The organism is Streptomyces stelliscabiei (genome assembly GCF_014873495.1).
Classification (GTDB): Bacteria; Actinomycetota; Actinomycetes; order Streptomycetales; family Streptomycetaceae; genus Streptomyces; species Streptomyces bottropensis.
In genome coordinates this window covers 1,191,414-1,206,079 of the sequence record NZ_JADBGF010000001.1, presented here as the reverse complement: position 1 = coordinate 1,206,079, position 14,666 = coordinate 1,191,414, and the positions used below count along the sequence as shown (strand labels likewise).

Below are 14,666 nucleotides of genomic sequence, written 5' to 3'. Positions count from 1 at the left end.
GGATCTGAGAGAGAGCGGCACCGGCGCCCCAGAGAGGGCGATGCACGCGTGCCGAAGACAGAGTACCACCATCGGTGGCCGGGTGTGGGGGAGTTCCTTACCGATGGCTTACCCGTGGTCGGTGAACTGATCTCGCGGAGCCCGCGTACACATGGGGGCACCGCCAGCGGTCTTCGCACGGAAGGAACGTCGCGTGTCGCTCTTCACGCGCTCCAGCCCCTCACCCGACACGGACGGCACCGACGACACGGACGGGACGAGCGGGCCGTCGACGGCCGACCCCACGGCCGACCCCGCGGTCGGCCCGACGCCCTCGGACGCTCCCGCCGCCGACGCTCCGACGGAGACCGGCGGACCGGTGCGCCGGTGGCGCAGGCACCGCGCGGCGTTCCGGGAGAAGTACCCGCTCGCCGCACGCGGTCTGTCGGCGGCGGTCACCGCGCTGGCCGCCGCCCTGGTGTTCTTCGCGCTGCTCATGCCGGGCAAGGCCGAGTACTTCGAGGCGCGCCAGTTCCTGCGCGTACCGGTGGAGCCCATCCTCGCCGCCGCCCTGCTGATGGTGCTGCCACGCCGGCCGAGGCGGGTGGGGGCGGTCGTCATCGGGGTGGGTCTGGCCGCGCTGGTCATCGTGAAGGCGCTGGACATCGGCTTCAACCAATTCCTCGGCCGCGGCTTCAACGTGGTCCTCGACTGGGGTCTGCTCGACGACGCCGAGTCGTACGTACAGGACACCCTCGGCCCCACGGGCGCGCGGGCCGCCGTGCTCGGTCTGACGGTCCTCGTGCTGCTGCTGTTCGTCGCCATGGCACTGGCGGTGGTGCGGCTCGCGGACCTGCTGGTGCGCGACCGGGACCGGGCGACGAAGGGCACCATCGTCGCCGGCACCGTGTGGATCACCTGCGCCGCGCTCGGCCTGACGCCCATCGAGAACACCGCGGTCGCCTCCCGAAGCACCATCGGGTTCGTGCAGGACCGCTGGGGCCGGGTCCAGGAGACCCTGCGGGACGAGGCCGCGTTCGCCGAGGAGGCCAAGAAGGACAAGTTCGCCGACGTGCCCGCCGACCGGCTGCTGACCGGGCTGCGCGGCAAGGACGTCACGATCGCCTTCATCGAGAGCTACGGCCGCGCCGCCCTCCAGGACCCGGCCATCGCACCCGGCGTGAACGACGCCCTCGACGAGGAGGGCGAGGCGCTGACCAAGGCCGGGTTCGCGGCGAGGAGCGGCTGGCTGACCTCCGCGACGTACGGCGGCAGCAGTTGGCTCGGCCACTCCACGTTCCTCACCGGCCTGTGGATCGACAACCAGAGCCGCTACCGCACGGTCACCGCCGGCGACCGCCTCACCCTGCCCGGCGCCTTCGGCAGGACAGGCGCCTGGCGGACGGTCGGGGTGGTGCCCGGCGTCCGGTACAACTGGCCGGAGGGCGACTTCTACGGCTTCGACAAGGTCTACGACTCCCGTGATGTCGGCTACCAGGGGCCGAAGTTCAGCTGGTCGACCATGCCCGACCAGTACGCGCTCACCGCGTTCGAGCGCCTGGAGGCCGCCAAGAAGGGCGACAGGCCGCTGATGTCGGAGATCATCCTGACCTCCAGCCACCAGCCGTGGGCACCGCTGCCGAAGATGGTCGGCTGGGACGAGGTCGGCGACGGCTCCGTCTACAAGGACATCGAGAAGGCGGGCAAGGACCCGGCCGACGTGTTCACCGACCCCGTCAAGGTGAAGCAGGAGTACGGCAAGTCCGTCCAGTACTCGCTGCACAGCCTCCTGCAGTACATCGAGAAGTACGGCGACAAGAACTCCGTGCTGGTCTTCCTCGGCGACCACCAGCCCATGGCGAGGGTCAGCGGCGACGGCGCGAGTCATGACGTCCCGGTGACCATCGTCGCCCACGATCCGAAGGTCCTCGACAGGATCGACGACTGGGGCTGGTCCGATGGACTGCGACCCGGTGACGGCGCCCCGGTCTGGCGCATGGACTCCTTCCGCGACCGCTTCCTCACCGCGTACGGCGAGGAGCCGAAGCCGGCCGGGACACCCGCGCCGTAGAGGTCCGCGCCACGAGAGCGGCTGCCCGGCACGGGGGACCGGGCAGCCGCTCCGGCGGCTATCGGCGAAGCTCGAACACGCCGTAGCCGAAGCCCTGGGCGGTGATCGTGCCGTCCGCGACCTCCACGCCCCGCGCCTCCAAGGGGGCGTGGACGACGGCCTCGTACGGGCAACTCGCCATGTGCTGCTGGGGGTTGACGACCACCAGGTACCGGCCGCCCCGGACGTACACGAACGGGTACCCCGAGTGCAGCACCTCCACCGACCCGCCCGAGCCCAGCTCGGGGGTGCGCCCGCGCAGGGCGATCAGGCGGCGTACGAGATGGAGGAGCGAGGTGTCGTCGGCGCGCTGGGCGGCGACGTCCGGGCGGTCGGGGGAGGGGTCGAGGGGAAGGTAGAGGCGGTCGGCGGGGGCGGTGGAGAACCCCGCGTTCGGGGTGCCGTCCCACTGCATGGGGGTGCGGGAGCCCGCCCGGTTGTAGCGGGGGCCGAGGACGCTGCCCTCCTTGTCCGGCAGGCCCGGGACGTAGCGCATGCCGATCTCGTCGCCGTAGTAGATCGCCGGGAGCGTCGGCCAGGTCAGCTGGAAGGTGAAGGCGGCGGGGAGCCGTTCGGCGTTGCGGGGGCCGCAGTTGAGACGGGAGAAGTCGTGGTTGGCGGTGGGCAGGGAGATCGAGCCCGCGCCGCCGACCGCCGCGGACGCCTGCTGCCAGGCCTCGACGAAGGGGCGCGGCGAGCCGTGGCCGCTCGCGTCGAAGAAGCAGTCGAGCGGGTCCCAGTTCTCGTGGACCGTGCCTTCTCCGTTGTTCCACAGCGAGCGCAGGGCGAGGCCGTCGGTGGGGCCGCCGAAGTGGAGGAAGAAGTCGGCGTGGAAGCCGGCCGGGATCGACACCTCCGGCTCGCCCCACTCGGCGAGCAGCACGGCGTCCGGGTGGGCGGCGTCCAGCCAGTGGCGCAGCTCCCTCCAGAGGCGACAGGTCTCGGCCCTGCCCGGGTCGTCCTTGACGAGTGAGGCGGCCATGTCGACCCGGAAGCCGGCCAGGCCGAGGCTCAGCCAGTGGTCCATGATCGTGCGGAGGGCGTCGCGGTTGGCGCGCGGGCCGTCGGCGTCGACCGGCAGCCGCCACGGCTCGGCCGGATTCCCGCGCGCGTAGCCGAAGTTGAGGGCGGGCTGGGAGTCGAAGAAGTTCGGGAGGTAGGCACCCGGGCGACTGCCGGGGGAGGGCACGAAGCCTTCGGGACGCCCCTCGGACGTCCAGATGTAGCGGTGGTCGTCCGGATCGTCGGCGGAGGCCCGGAACCACGGGTGGTCGACGGAGGTGTGGCCGGCGACGAGGTCCAGCAGGATCCGGATGCCCCGGCGGCCCGCCTCGTCGACGAGCTTCGCCAGGTCGTCGTCGGAGCCGTAGCGCGGGGCGACGTTCAGATAGTCGGCGACGTCGTATCCGGCGTCGCGGAACGGCGAGACGAAGCAGGGGTTCAGCCAGACGGTGTCGACGCCCAGCCAGGACAGATGGTCGAGGTGCGCGGTGATCCCGGCGAAGTCCCCGATGCCGTCCCCGTCGGAGTCGGCGAAGGACTGCGGATAGATCTGGTAGAAGACGGCGTCGGCCAGCCAGGTCGGGGCGGGACGGAACGAAGTCATGTCACGGACCTTAGGCGAGAGCACACACCCGCCGCTGCCCCGAGCCAGGGCCTAAGCTGACGTGATGTTCACCCCGCAAGGCCCCAGCCTCCGCGAACTCGCCGTTCAGGCGCTCTCCTCGGTCGAACACGGCTACGACCTGCTCGCGCCCAAGTTCGACGAGACTCCGTTCCGTACGCCGGACCCGGTCCTGGAAGCGGTCGAGCAGGCCCTGTCGCCGCTGGGCCCCTTCGCACACGGCCTGGACCTCTGCTGCGGCACCGGGGCCGGTATGGAGGTGCTGCGCGAGCTGTGCCGGGAGAGTGTCACCGGCGTCGACATCAGTGCGGGGATGCTGGCGGTGGGGAGGGAGCGGACGGGCTCCGCACCCGCCCGCTCCGCGGCCGGCCCCGCTTCCGGCGAGCCCCGCGTCTCGTGGGTGCGCGGTGATGCCCTGGCGCTGCCCTTCGGCCCGGTCTTCGACCTGGCCGTCAGTTTCGGCGCGTTCGGGCACTTCCTGCCGGAGGAACTGCCGGGGCTGTTCGCCGAGGTGCACTCGGTGCTGCGCCCCGGTGGACGTTTCGCGTTCCCGCTGCCGGCGCCCGCCCCGCCCCGCTCCCCCTGGTACTGGGCCGCACTGGGCTTCGACACCGCGATGCGGGTGCGCAACGCGCTCTGGCGACCGCCGTTCGTCATGTACTACCGGCCGTTCCGGCTCGGCGTCGTACGGGAGGAGCTGCGACGCACGGGCTTCGAGGTGGAGTTGTTCGCGCTGCCCGAGTTCGGGCGCCGGGCCGACGGCAGCCCGCGCTGCCGGATGGTGGTGGCCACCCGTAAGGGGTGACGGCCCACAGGGGGTGACCGCCCGCGCAGCAGCCGCCCGGCCCGAAGGGTGGACCCGGTGGTACGGGTCGACGGGCTTCTCCCGCCGGCGACGTGTTCGCCGAGGTGTACGGCCCGGGCGTCACAGGCGCCGGTGCGGGGGCGGCCCCGCCGAAGGCCCCGCCCCGCCCCGACCGCGCTCAGCCCTGCCGCCTCCGACGGGTCACAGCGCGCTGTACAGCGCCTCGACGAGCGCCCTCTTGCGCGGGTCGTCGGCGATGTGCGGGCCCATGCGGTTCATGACATAGCCGAGGGAGACGCCGGCCTCCGGGTCGGCGAGGCCGCAGGAGCCGCCGTAGCCGTCGTGGCCGAAAGCCCTCGGGTTCGGCCCGTACGAGCCGTGCGGGCCGCTCAGCCACAGCCCCAGCCCGATCTCCGTGTCCCGGCCGAACCCGGCCCCGAGCACCAGGTCACGGCAGGCGCCCTGCCCTCCCCGGACCCGCTCGGCCGCTTCCGGCGACAGCACCTGTCGGCCGCCCCAGGTGCCGCGCAGCGCGAGGACCCCGTAGAGCGCGGCGACCGCCCGGGCGGAGCCGTGGCCATTGGCGGCCGGGATCTCGGCGGCCCGCCACGCGGGGGTGTTGGCCTCGGTGGCGCCGACCAGCGGGTTGGCGAGGGCGGCCAGCGCCGTGGGGGTCAACTGGGCGAAGACCGCGGCCTGTTCGCTGGACGACGCGGCCGGCGGATGCACCAGCTCGGCCGCCCGCGCCGCCTGCGTCTCCGGCAGCCCGATCGTGAAGTCGATGCCGAGCGGCCCGGTGACCTCCCGCGCCAGGAAAGCCCCGGGCAGCAGCCCCGACACCCGCCGGATCACCTCGCCGACGAGGAAGCCGAACGTCATCGCGTGGTACCCGGACCGCGTGCCGGGCTCCCACCAGGGCTCCTGCGCCGCGAGCCGCTTGACCGTCAGCTCCCAGTCGCAGAGCTGCTCGAACGAGAGCGGCTCACGCGGCCCGGCCAGCCCCGAGCGGTGGGACAGCAGATGCCGGACGAGCACGCCCTCCTTGCCGGCCGCAGCGAACTCCGGCCAGTACACGGCCACCGGGGCGTCCAGGTCGAGCAGGCCCCGGTCGGCGAGGATGTGCGCGCACAGCGCGGTCGCGCCCTTGGTCGTCGACCACACGTTGACGACGGTGTCCCGCTCCCAGGGGCGGCCGCGCGCCGCGTCGGCCCAGCCTCCCCAGAGGTCCACGACGGTCTCTCCGTCCAGCGTCACCGTGACCGCCGCCCCCAGCTCGTCACGCTCGCCGAAATTCTCCTCGAACGCGTCGCGCACGGCCGCGAACCGTGCGTCGCAGTGACCCCGAACCTGAGACTCGGACATGAATCCCTCCATCGCCGGCCGTCGTTCGCCGGGACGAGGGCCGCCCGGCCTCCCTGAACATACCGACTGGTCGGACAACAGGGAAGCCGTGCGGCGGAACCCCTCCTACCGGTGAGGATCCCCGGCCAGGAACAGGGGCCGGGCGGGCTCCGTGCGGTCCGGGACCAGGTGCCAGTAGTCCCGGGTCTCCACGGCGAGGCCGGCCGCGTCGAACCGTACGAAGACGCAGCCCGCGAGGGTCTGCGGCTCATGGTCGACCTCGGACAGCACCCGGAACTCGGCGACGGCCACTCCGTCCTGGCCGATCACCGGGTCCGAGAAGCGCACGTCGTCCACCCGCTCACCGGTGAAGGACCAGCGCAGGTACCCGGCGAGTTCGTCGCGGCCCCGGTGCGGCTCCCGGAAGGGCATCGACCGGTGCACACAGTCCGGCGCGTACAACTCCAGGATCGCCTCGACGTCGTGTGCCGCCCAGGCCCGCTGCCACACGCCCACGAACCGCCGGGCGGCCTCCGCCGTGTCCATGATGTCCGCCTCCTCAGAGCTGCGCGGCCAGCCAGCGCAGCTTGACCGCCTCCTGGTAGGGGCCGCCGCCCTCGTGGTCGTTGAAGTCGTAGACCTCGATGCGCTTGTTCGCCTCGGCCCAGGCGTTGAAGGCGGCGAAGACCGTGGACGGCGGGCAGGTCTGGTCCTCCAGGGCCGCCGAGAACAGGGCGGCGGCCCGGCCGCGCGCGGCGAAGTGCACGCCGTCGAAGTAGGCGAGGGTGCGTCCGACCTGTTCGGTGCGGCCGCGGTGGGTCTTGAGGTACTTGCCGATCTCGCGGTACGGATCGCGGTCGGTGATCGTCGTGGAGCGCGGGAAGTCGCACAGGAACGGCACGTCGGGCGCGACCGCGACCAGGTCGGGGACGAGTCCGCCGACGGCGATGGAGATGCCCCCGCCCTGGCTGGAACCGGCGACGGCCGTACGCGCCGCGTCGGTCAGCGGATGCGAGCGGGCGGCCTCGACCGCGCGGACGGCGTCGGTGTAGACCCGGCGGTAGTAGTAGTTCTCGGGGGCGTCGATGCCCCGGGTCATGAAGCCGGGGAAGGCCGGGGCGCCGGCCACCGGGTCGAGGGTGTCGCCGCCACCGCCCCAGGCGCTGCCCTGGCCCCGGGTGTCCATGACGAAGTGGGCGTAGCCCGCCGAGGCCCACAGGAGGTGGGTGTGGGGCAGGCCGCGGCCACCGCCGTAGCCGATGAACTCCACGACGGTGGGCAGGGGACCGTCGGCGCCGGCCGGGAGGGCCAGCCAGCCCTTGACCGGGTGGCCGCCGAACCCGGAGAAGGTGACGTCGTACACGTCGACCGTCTTCAGGTGGGTCTCGACCGGCTCGAAACGGGCGTCGAGGTCGTGCTCGCGGGCCTCCTGGAGGGTCTTCGCCCAGAAGGCGTCGAAGTCCTCGGGCTCCGTCGAAGCGCTTCGATAACCACGGAGCTCGTCCAACGGCAGGTCGAACAGGGCCATGAAGGACCACCTTTTGAGTTCTGAGGTGCGGATGATCACACCGTACGTGGGGCGCCGCGGGCCGCCAAGGGTCTTTTTTCGGGCCCGCCACGGCCCCACGTCCCCTCACCTCGGATCCGCTTCCACCAGGGCCCGGACCTCGAAGTCCTCCGGGAGGGAGGTGGGCGCTGCCCAGACCGCTGCCCTCGGTCGCGGACGTGAGGACTCCGTCGGCGTTCCGGTCGAAGCGGTTCACCACCAGGACGGCGACCACGCCGGCACCGGCGACCAGCAGCACGGCCTCGACGACCTGGATGAAGGTGGCGCCCGGCCGCCGATCGCCGCGTGGATCGTCACGATCGTGGCGATGATGATCACGGCCATCATGCGGGTGGTCGGGCCGGGTTGGCCCGCGAACCGGGTCATCAGCGCGCTGCTGCCGACCAGTTGGGCCACCAGGTAGAGGGTGCACACGGCGAGCGTGCAGACGGCGAGTGCCAGTCGTACGGGCCGCCGGCGCGGCGTGAACCGCCGGGCCAGGGCGTCGCCGAGGGGAAACCTGCCCGCGTGGCGCAGGGGTTCCGCGACGAGCTGGTTCGCGTTCTGCTTCCGGGAGGTGAGAGCGCGTGCGGTGTCAGGCCCAGCGGTGTCCCCAGTCGGGGCCCGTCCTCGCCCACTCCCGCTCCCATTCGGCCAGCCGGTGCCGGGTGGCGACCCGGCGGACGAGCGCGTGCCCGAGCAGGACGACGCCGACGACACCGCCGGTGGCGCAGGTCCCCATGGCCAGCGCGTGCTGCCAGACGGCCGTGTCGGTCGGGGGCGGCTCGACGCTGCGCCCCGCGTCGTCCAGCCAGACGTCGGCGCGGTCGCCGCGCTCGGTGCCGGCCGGTACGCGGGCCTCACCGGTACGGGAGCCGCCGTCGGGCTCGGTCCAGCGGGCCCGCACCCAGAACGTGGGCTGCTTGTCGTCGTGCGCCGAGGGCACGGAGTCCGGGGCCTTCTCGACGATCACGGCACTCACGCGGTCGAGGGCGGCCCGCTCGGCCGTCGCATGGGCCCGCGCGTCCGCGTGGGCCCACCGGCCCACCGTCACCCCGGCGGCCGGGGCGCCGAGGACGAGCAGCAGCACGACGCACAGCATCGTCCACGCCTCGACGACGTCCGAGCGGCGGCGCAGTGGATTGGCATGCCAACGCCACCCGAACACCTGGCCTCGCATCTCGCCCTCCTCGCCGGTCCGGTCCTCGTGTACGAGAACCCCGGTCTGGACTGGTCCGCACTTCCGGTTTACCCGAAAGAGGGCGTGATGGCATGGTTTGCGCAAGAAATCATGGAGGCGCGGTCCGTTAGGGGTCTCACCGGAGCACGGTGGGGCCGGACGGGATGCGCGTCGGCCGGGCGGGGCGCGTCGGCCGGGAGCGGCCGCGGGCAATGCGTGGCCCGCGGGGGAGGCGCGGTCGTGGCGCCGCCCCGGAGGCGGCCGTACCGCGCCGCCCAGCCCTCCGCCGAGCCCCCGACCCTCGGCCGAAGCTTTTCCCAGCCCTCAGCCCTCAGCCCTCAGCCCTCAGCCCTCAGCTCTCAGCCCTCAGCCGAACCGTTCGATGCGGATGCGGTCCACGGGCTGTCCGGCCTCGACCAGGAGCCGTGAGGCGTGCTCGGCGAACGCGTTGGAGCCGCACACGTAGGCCTCCCAGCCGCCCGCCGGCCGTTCGGCCAGCAGCGGGGCCACATGGGCCGCCGCCAGCCGTCCCACCGGCATCCCCTCGGGCGCCCGGCGCGTGAACACGGCCGTGCTCTCCGCGCCGTACTCCGCCGCGTAGATCAGCTCCCCGGGCCCGCGCGCGGAGACCAGCAGCCGCAGCGGGACGTCGAGCCCGCGCGCCCGGTGGTGGCGGATCATCGACATCAGCGGCACCACACCGGAACCCGCGCCGACCAGCAGCGCGGGCCGGTCCCCGGGCCAGGCGAAGAAGCCGCTCAGCGGGCCGCGCACCTCCACCTCGTCACCCGGCCGGGCCTCGGTGTGGAACCACCCGGAGACCTCCCCGCGCTCGACATGGTCCAGGGTCAGCTCGATGTGCCCGCCGTCGTCCGGTGGTGACGCCAGCGAGTAGTGGCGCTGCGCGGTGTAGCCGTCCCCGGCGGTCAGCCGCAGCATCAGATGCTGTCCCGGCAGGTGCCCCGCCCACCCGGGCACCGCGAACCGGAACGTGGCCACGGACGGTGTCTCCCGCCGGATCTCCGTGAGCGTCGCCCGCTGCCAGAGCGACGCGGCCCGGGTGCTCACGGCGATCCGGCCCGGCACGGCGAACCGCGTGGGCGGTGTGAAGGCCGGGCCCGGCGGTGGGGTGACGGTCGCGTTCGTCGCTGTCTCAGTCACCGGAGTACCGCTGCTCCTCCCACGGGTTGCCCCGCGCGTGGTAGCCGTTCTGCTCCCAGAAACCGGGCTCGTCGTGGTCGAGGAGCCGCAGACCCGCGATCCACTTGGCGCTCTTCCAGAAGTACAGGTGCGGCACCAGCAGCCGCGCCGGGCCGCCGTGCTCGGCGGGCAGCGGCTTGCCCTCGTACTCCCAGGCGATCCAGGCGCGCCCGCCGGTGAGGTCGGCGAGCGGGAGGTTCGCGGTGTAGCCGCTGTGCGCGTACGCGACCGCGTGGGTGGCGGACGCGTCGGGTCCGACCGCGTCCAGGAACGCGTCCAGCGAGACGCCCCCGAACCGCACCCCGAACTTCGACCAGCTCGTCACACAGTGGATGTCGCCCTCGTACAGCGAGGCGGGCAGCGCGTGGGCCTCGTCCCAGTCCCAGGTGCGCGGCCGCGCCACCAGGCCGTCGATCCGGAACGTCCAGTCGGCGGGCGTGAGATCGGGAGTGACCTCGGCGGACAGGACGGGCCAGTCGTCGCCGGCGTCGTACTGGCCGGGCGGCAGTCCGGGATGGTGGACGCGGGGGCGTCCGGTGAAGCCTCGGGTGACGTTCATGGGGTCCCACGTGACGACGGTGAATGCTGAGTCGTACCACCGTACGTGCCCGGAGCGCGTGCTCCGGCCCGAGGGCCGGACGGCGATCGTTGCGGCCGTATGAACTCTCCGGCGGCCCGGGAATAGGGGCTCGGCGATCTTCCTTGCCGCAAGAGGCGGGTGCCGGCGGATTCGGCCGTCGGCGGCCCGGTCGCAGCGGATCAGAGCAGTCCGAAGCAGAGCGGAGAGCGCATGTCCGAGTACGCGAGTGGCAGCAAGGGTGCGGGCGTCGTGCCCCACGTCCTCGACAATCCCGCTCTCGCCTCCCTCACCGGGCCGCACGCCCACTTCGCCGAGCGGCGCGGGCGGGTGCTGCGCTATCCGCTCGACGTGTCGCCGTGGCTGGCCCTCCCCGACGACCCGGGCGCGGACGACTGGGCCGACCTCGCGGCGCTGGCCGGCCCCGGTGCGGAGGTCCCGGTCCCGGCCTACACCGGGGGCTTCCCGGCCGACTGGGAGGTGACCTTCGATCTCGAAGGCGTGCAGCTCGTCGACGACGGGATCGCCGCCGCCCCGGACGACGAGGCGGTACGCCTCGGCCCCGCCGACGTGCCCGAGATGCTCGACCTGGTCGAGCGCACCCAGCCGGGCCCCTTCCTGCCCCGTACCGTCGAGATGGGCACCTACCTGGGCATCCGTCGCGGGGGCGCGCTGGTCGCGATGGCCGGCGAGCGGCTGCACCCGCCGGGCTGGACCGAGATCAGCGCGGTCTGCACCGACCCGGCCTTCCGCGGCGCGGGCCTCGCCACCCGTCTGGTCCTCGCCGTCGCCCACGGCATCCGCGAACGCGGCGAGACTCCCTTCCTCCACACCGCCGCGACCAACACGACCGCCATCCGCCTCTACGAATCCCTCGGCTTCCGCCTGCGCCGCACCACCCGCTTCATGGCGGCCAGGGTGCCGGCGCTCGACGCGGGAGAGGAACGGGTGGGGGTGTAGCAGCCGCGCCGGGCTCAGGCCGGGGCCGACGCCGGGAGCCTCGGCGGCGGCCGGCACGCGGAGCACGCCCGCGACATCCGGCACGCACCGCAAGTGCCCCCGTGGGGCTCGGCGTCGCCGGGAGGACGTCCGCCGAACCCCGCGAGCCCCAGTGGACCTCGGCCACGGACGCCTCGGCGGCGTCGGAACCGGGGGCTCGACGGCGCTCGGGCGGGCTGCCCGAGCCCTTGGAGGCCGGGAGTGACCATGGGGTAGGGTTGCCGGGCCAGTCAGCACGTGGAACGAGGAGGTGGGACCCATTACCGCTGTGTCAGGTCGGGTGCTCTCACCTCAACGCGGCGCGGTGCCTCGCCGATAGGCCACCGCGGGAGCGCCCTTCGGCCCACCGAAAGGCTCTCGGCTGTCATGCCACTTCTCTCCATCTCCTCTGTCGTCACGGCACTTCGCGCCGCCGGTTGCGTCTTCGCCGAGGACGAGGCGGAGTTGATCCTCGCCACCGCCCGCACCCCGGACGAGGCCGCCACCATGGTGGACCGGCGTGTCGCGGGCCTGCCCCTGGAACTCGTGCTCGGCTGGGCCGAGTTCGCGGGCCTGCGCATCACCGTGGAACCCGGCGTGTTCGTCCCCCGCCGTCGCACCGAGTTCCTCGTCGAGCAGGCTCTGGCCGCCGTCCCCGGCGCCGCGGTCGTCGTCGACCTGTGCTGCGGCTCCGGCGCGGTGGGCGCCGCCCTGGCCGCCGCGCTCGACGGCGCCGAACTCCACGCCGCCGACATCGACCCGGCGGCCGTCCGCTGCGCCCGCCGCAACATCGCCCCGCACGGCGGCCACGCCCACGAGGGCGATCTCTTCGCGGCACTGCCCGACCGTCTGCGGGGCCGTGTCGACATCCTCGCGGCGAACGTCCCGTACGTCCCGACCGGCGAGGTCCCGTTCCTGCCGAGCGAGGCCCGCGACCATGAACCCCTCGTCGCCCTGGACGGTGGGCGGGACGGCCTCGACGTCCTGCGCAGGGTCGCCGGCGAGGCCCCCGAGTGGCTCGCCCCGGGCGGCTGTCTGCTCGTCGAGACGAGCGAGCGCCAGGCGCCGCCCGCCCTGGACGCCTTCCGCCGCTCCGGCCTCACCGCGCGCACGGCCGTCTCGGAGGAGATGTACGCCCACGTGGTGCTCGGCACCGGGCCCTGAGGCATCTCAGGGCCCACCTCGGGCTCCCGCGCCGGATGTGGCCTTCCCCTCAACGGTTGTGCAACTAGTTGCATAAACGAGGTGGCGTCGTCTAGAACCTTGATGACGACGCCCCGCACGGAGGTCCCCATGAGCCGTTACCCGCACCTGCTGAGCCCGCTCGACCTGGGCTTCACCACGCTCCCCAACCGCGTCCTCATGGGCTCCATGCACGTGGGCCTGGAGGAGGCCGAGCGCGGCTTCGAGCGCATGGCGGAGTTCTACGCGGCCCGGGCCCGCGGGGGAGTGGGCCTCATCGTCACCGGCGGCATCGCACCCAACGAGGCCGGCCGGCCGGCCGAGGGGGGCGCCAAGCTCACCACCGAGGCCGAGGCGGACGAGCACCGCCGGATCACCGACGCCGTCCACCGCGAGGGCGGCCGGATCGCGATGCAGATCCTGCACTTCGGGCGGTACGCCTACCACCGCGACCTGGTCGCCCCGAGCGCTCTGCAGGCCCCGATCAGCCCGTTCGTCCCGCACGCGCTCACGGACGCCGAGGTCGAGCAGACGATCGACGACTACGCCAACGCGGCCCGCCTCGCCCGCCGGGCCGGGTACGACGGCGTCGAGATCATGGGCTCCGAGGGCTATCTGATCAACGAGTTCATCGCCGCCGGGACCAACCACCGCGACGACCGCTGGGGCGGCTCCTACGAGAACCGGATGCGCTTCCCCGTCGAGATCGTGCGCCGGGTGCGCGAGGCGGTCGGCGAGGACTTCATCGTCGTCTACCGGCTGTCGATGCTCGACCTCGTCCCCGGCGGATCCAGCTTCGAGGAGGTGGTCACGCTGGCCAGGGCCGTCGAGGCTGCCGGGGCGACCATCATCAACACCGGCATCGGCTGGCACGAGGCCCGTATCCCCACCATCGCGACCTCGGTGCCGCGCGGCGCGTACACCTGGGTGACGAAGAAGCTGATGGGGGAGGTCTCCGTCCCGCTCGTCACCACCAACCGCATCAACACCCCGGAACTGGCCGAGGAGTTGCTCGCCGACGGCCACGCCGACATGGTGTCCATGGCCCGCCCGATGCTCGCCGACCCCGACTTCGTCAACAAGGCCCGCGAGGGCCGCTCCGACGCCATCAACACCTGCATCGGCTGCAACCAGGCCTGCCTCGACCACACCTTCAGCGGGAAGATCACCTCCTGCCTGGTCAACCCGCGCGCATGCCACGAGACGGAACTCGTCCTCTCCCCGACCCGGCTGCGCAAGCGGGTCGCCGTCGTCGGGGCGGGCCCGGCCGGCCTCGCCTGCGCGGTGAGCGCGGCCGAACGCGGCCACGAGGTCACGCTCTTCGACGCCGCGAGCGAGATCGGCGGCCAGCTCAACGTGGCCCGCAAGGTCCCCGGCAAGCAGGAGTTCGACGAGACCCTGCGCTACTTCCGCAACCGGCTCGACGCGTACGGAGTCGACGTACGCCTGAACACCCGGGTCTCGGCCGACGACCTCACGGCGACGGCGTACGACGAGGTCGTCGTCGCCACCGGTGTCACCCCGCGCACGCCCGAACTCCCCGGCGTCGACCACCCCAAGGTCGTCGGTTACCTCGACGTCCTGCGCGACGGCACCGCCGTCGGCGACCGGGTCGCGATCCTCGGCGCCGGCGGTATCGGCTTCGACGTCGCCGAGTACCTGACCGACGGTGGGGAGAAGACCAGCGAGGACCCGGCCGCCTACTTCCGGCAGTGGGGCGTCGACCTGGACTACAGCGCCCCCGGCGGCCTCGCCGCGCCCGAGCGGCCCGCCCCGCCGCGCTCGGTGCACCTCCTGCAGCGCAAGACCTCCAAGGTCGGCGCCGGCCTCGGCAAGACCACCGGCTGGATCCACCGCACCGAGCTGAAGCACCGCGGCGTCACCATGGTCCCCGGCGTCCAGTACGACCTGATCGACGACGCCGGTCTGCACGTCACCGTCGGCGGCGTCCGCCAGGTGCTGGAGGTCGACACGGTCGTCCTGTGCACCGGCCAGGACCCGCGCCGCGACCTGTACGACGACCTGGTGGCGGCCGGGCGCTCCGCACACCTCATCGGCGGCGCGGACGTGGCGGCCGAGCTGGACGCCAAGCGGGCGATCCAGCAGGGGACGGAGGTGGCGGCGGCGCTGTAGCCGGCCCGGCC

At 73.0% G+C, this 14,666-nt stretch carries 13 protein-coding genes; 5 read left to right on the top strand and 8 right to left on the bottom strand.

Annotation, left to right across the window (positions count from 1 at the left end):
* Window positions 1-193: 193 nt before the first annotated feature.
* Window positions 194-2,050, top strand: coding sequence for an alkaline phosphatase family protein (locus tag H4687_RS05270; RefSeq protein WP_050399656.1), 1,857 nt, complete (start codon window positions 194-196; stop codon window positions 2,048-2,050).
* Window positions 2,051-2,108: 58 nt separating this feature from the next.
* Here H4687_RS05270 and H4687_RS05265 read toward each other — a convergent pair whose 3' ends face one another.
* A complete protein-coding gene (locus H4687_RS05265) occupies window positions 2,109-3,695 on the bottom strand; it encodes an alpha-amylase family glycosyl hydrolase (protein ID WP_050399657.1) in 1,587 nt (528 codons plus the stop codon).
* 64 nt (window positions 3,696-3,759) lie between these two features.
* On the opposite strand from H4687_RS05265, the gene H4687_RS05260 reads away from it, so the two are divergent.
* Window positions 3,760-4,518 carry a class I SAM-dependent methyltransferase gene (locus tag H4687_RS05260; RefSeq protein WP_050399658.1) on the top strand — a complete coding sequence of 253 codons (759 nt, stop codon included), beginning with the start codon at window positions 3,760-3,762 and terminating at the stop codon, window positions 4,516-4,518.
* Between the two features lie 201 nt (window positions 4,519-4,719).
* On the opposite strand, the gene H4687_RS05255 is transcribed toward H4687_RS05260, so the two are convergent.
* The 7 genes from H4687_RS05255 to H4687_RS05225 form a co-directional block, all read right to left on the bottom strand.
* The gene (locus tag H4687_RS05255; RefSeq protein WP_046915065.1) at window positions 4,720-5,880 is read right to left on the bottom strand and encodes a serine hydrolase domain-containing protein; all 1,161 of its coding nucleotides are present in this window, start codon (window positions 5,878-5,880) and stop codon (window positions 4,720-4,722) included.
* A 105-nt stretch (window positions 5,881-5,985) separates the two neighbouring features.
* A complete protein-coding gene (locus H4687_RS05250) occupies window positions 5,986-6,405 on the bottom strand; it encodes a nuclear transport factor 2 family protein (RefSeq protein WP_046915063.1) in 420 nt (139 codons plus the stop codon).
* A 13-nt stretch (window positions 6,406-6,418) separates the two neighbouring features.
* A complete protein-coding gene (locus tag H4687_RS05245; RefSeq protein ID WP_046915062.1) occupies window positions 6,419-7,387 on the bottom strand; it encodes an acetylxylan esterase in 969 nt (322 codons plus the stop codon).
* Between the two features lie 231 nt (window positions 7,388-7,618).
* Window positions 7,619-7,906 (bottom strand): hypothetical protein, encoded by a 288-nt coding sequence (locus H4687_RS05240; protein ID WP_234317462.1) that lies wholly within the window; start codon window positions 7,904-7,906, stop codon window positions 7,619-7,621.
* 94 nt (window positions 7,907-8,000) lie between these two features.
* A complete protein-coding gene (locus H4687_RS05235; RefSeq protein WP_046915060.1) occupies window positions 8,001-8,585 on the bottom strand; it encodes an Rv1733c family protein in 585 nt (194 codons plus the stop codon).
* A gap of 366 nt (window positions 8,586-8,951) precedes the next feature.
* On the bottom strand, window positions 8,952-9,746 hold the full coding sequence (locus H4687_RS05230) for a ferredoxin reductase (RefSeq protein WP_046915059.1): 795 nt from the start codon (window positions 9,744-9,746) through the stop codon (window positions 8,952-8,954).
* Window positions 9,739-10,344, bottom strand: a complete 606-nt coding sequence (locus H4687_RS05225) for a sulfite oxidase-like oxidoreductase (protein WP_046915058.1) — start codon at window positions 10,342-10,344, stop codon at window positions 9,739-9,741. The genes H4687_RS05230 and H4687_RS05225 overlap by 8 nt, the downstream gene beginning before the upstream one ends.
* A 231-nt stretch (window positions 10,345-10,575) precedes the next feature.
* Between H4687_RS05225 and H4687_RS05220 the strand changes: the two genes are divergently transcribed.
* The 3 genes from H4687_RS05220 to H4687_RS05210 all read left to right on the top strand — a co-directional run bounded on the left by H4687_RS05220 (window position 10,576) and on the right by H4687_RS05210 (window position 14,655).
* Window positions 10,576-11,322, top strand: a complete 747-nt coding sequence (locus tag H4687_RS05220) for a GNAT family N-acetyltransferase (RefSeq protein WP_046915057.1) — start codon at window positions 10,576-10,578, stop codon at window positions 11,320-11,322.
* Between the two features lie 405 nt (window positions 11,323-11,727).
* Window positions 11,728-12,504, top strand: a complete 777-nt coding sequence (locus tag H4687_RS05215; RefSeq protein WP_046915056.1) for a putative protein N(5)-glutamine methyltransferase — start codon at window positions 11,728-11,730, stop codon at window positions 12,502-12,504.
* Window positions 12,505-12,633: 129 nt separating this feature from the next.
* Window positions 12,634-14,655 carry an NADPH-dependent 2,4-dienoyl-CoA reductase gene (locus tag H4687_RS05210; RefSeq protein ID WP_046915064.1) on the top strand — a complete coding sequence of 674 codons (2,022 nt, stop codon included), beginning with the start codon at window positions 12,634-12,636 and terminating at the stop codon, window positions 14,653-14,655.
* The last annotated feature ends 11 nt before the right edge of the window (window positions 14,656-14,666 follow it).

Bases quoted from the DNA above. Each gene is read 5' to 3' on its own strand.
- H4687_RS05265 (WP_050399657.1), bottom strand. From the start codon at position 3,695: ATGACTTCGTTCCGTCCCGCCCCGACCTGGCTGGCCGACGCCGTCTTC.
- H4687_RS05260 (WP_050399658.1), top strand. From the start codon at position 3,760: ATGTTCACCCCGCAAGGCCCCAGCCTCCGCGAACTCGCCGTTCAGGCG.
- H4687_RS05255 (WP_046915065.1), bottom strand. From the start codon at position 5,880: ATGTCCGAGTCTCAGGTTCGGGGTCACTGCGACGCACGGTTCGCGGCC.
- H4687_RS05250 (WP_046915063.1), bottom strand. From the start codon at position 6,405: ATGGACACGGCGGAGGCCGCCCGGCGGTTCGTGGGCGTGTGGCAGCGG.
- H4687_RS05245 (WP_046915062.1), bottom strand. From the start codon at position 7,387: ATGGCCCTGTTCGACCTGCCGTTGGACGAGCTCCGTGGTTATCGAAGC.
- H4687_RS05235 (WP_046915060.1), bottom strand. From the start codon at position 8,585: ATGCGAGGCCAGGTGTTCGGGTGGCGTTGGCATGCCAATCCACTGCGC.
- H4687_RS05225 (WP_046915058.1), bottom strand. From the start codon at position 10,344: ATGAACGTCACCCGAGGCTTCACCGGACGCCCCCGCGTCCACCATCCC.
- H4687_RS05220 (WP_046915057.1), top strand. From the start codon at position 10,576: ATGTCCGAGTACGCGAGTGGCAGCAAGGGTGCGGGCGTCGTGCCCCAC.
- H4687_RS05215 (WP_046915056.1), top strand. From the start codon at position 11,728: ATGCCACTTCTCTCCATCTCCTCTGTCGTCACGGCACTTCGCGCCGCC.
- H4687_RS05210 (WP_046915064.1), top strand. From the start codon at position 12,634: ATGAGCCGTTACCCGCACCTGCTGAGCCCGCTCGACCTGGGCTTCACC.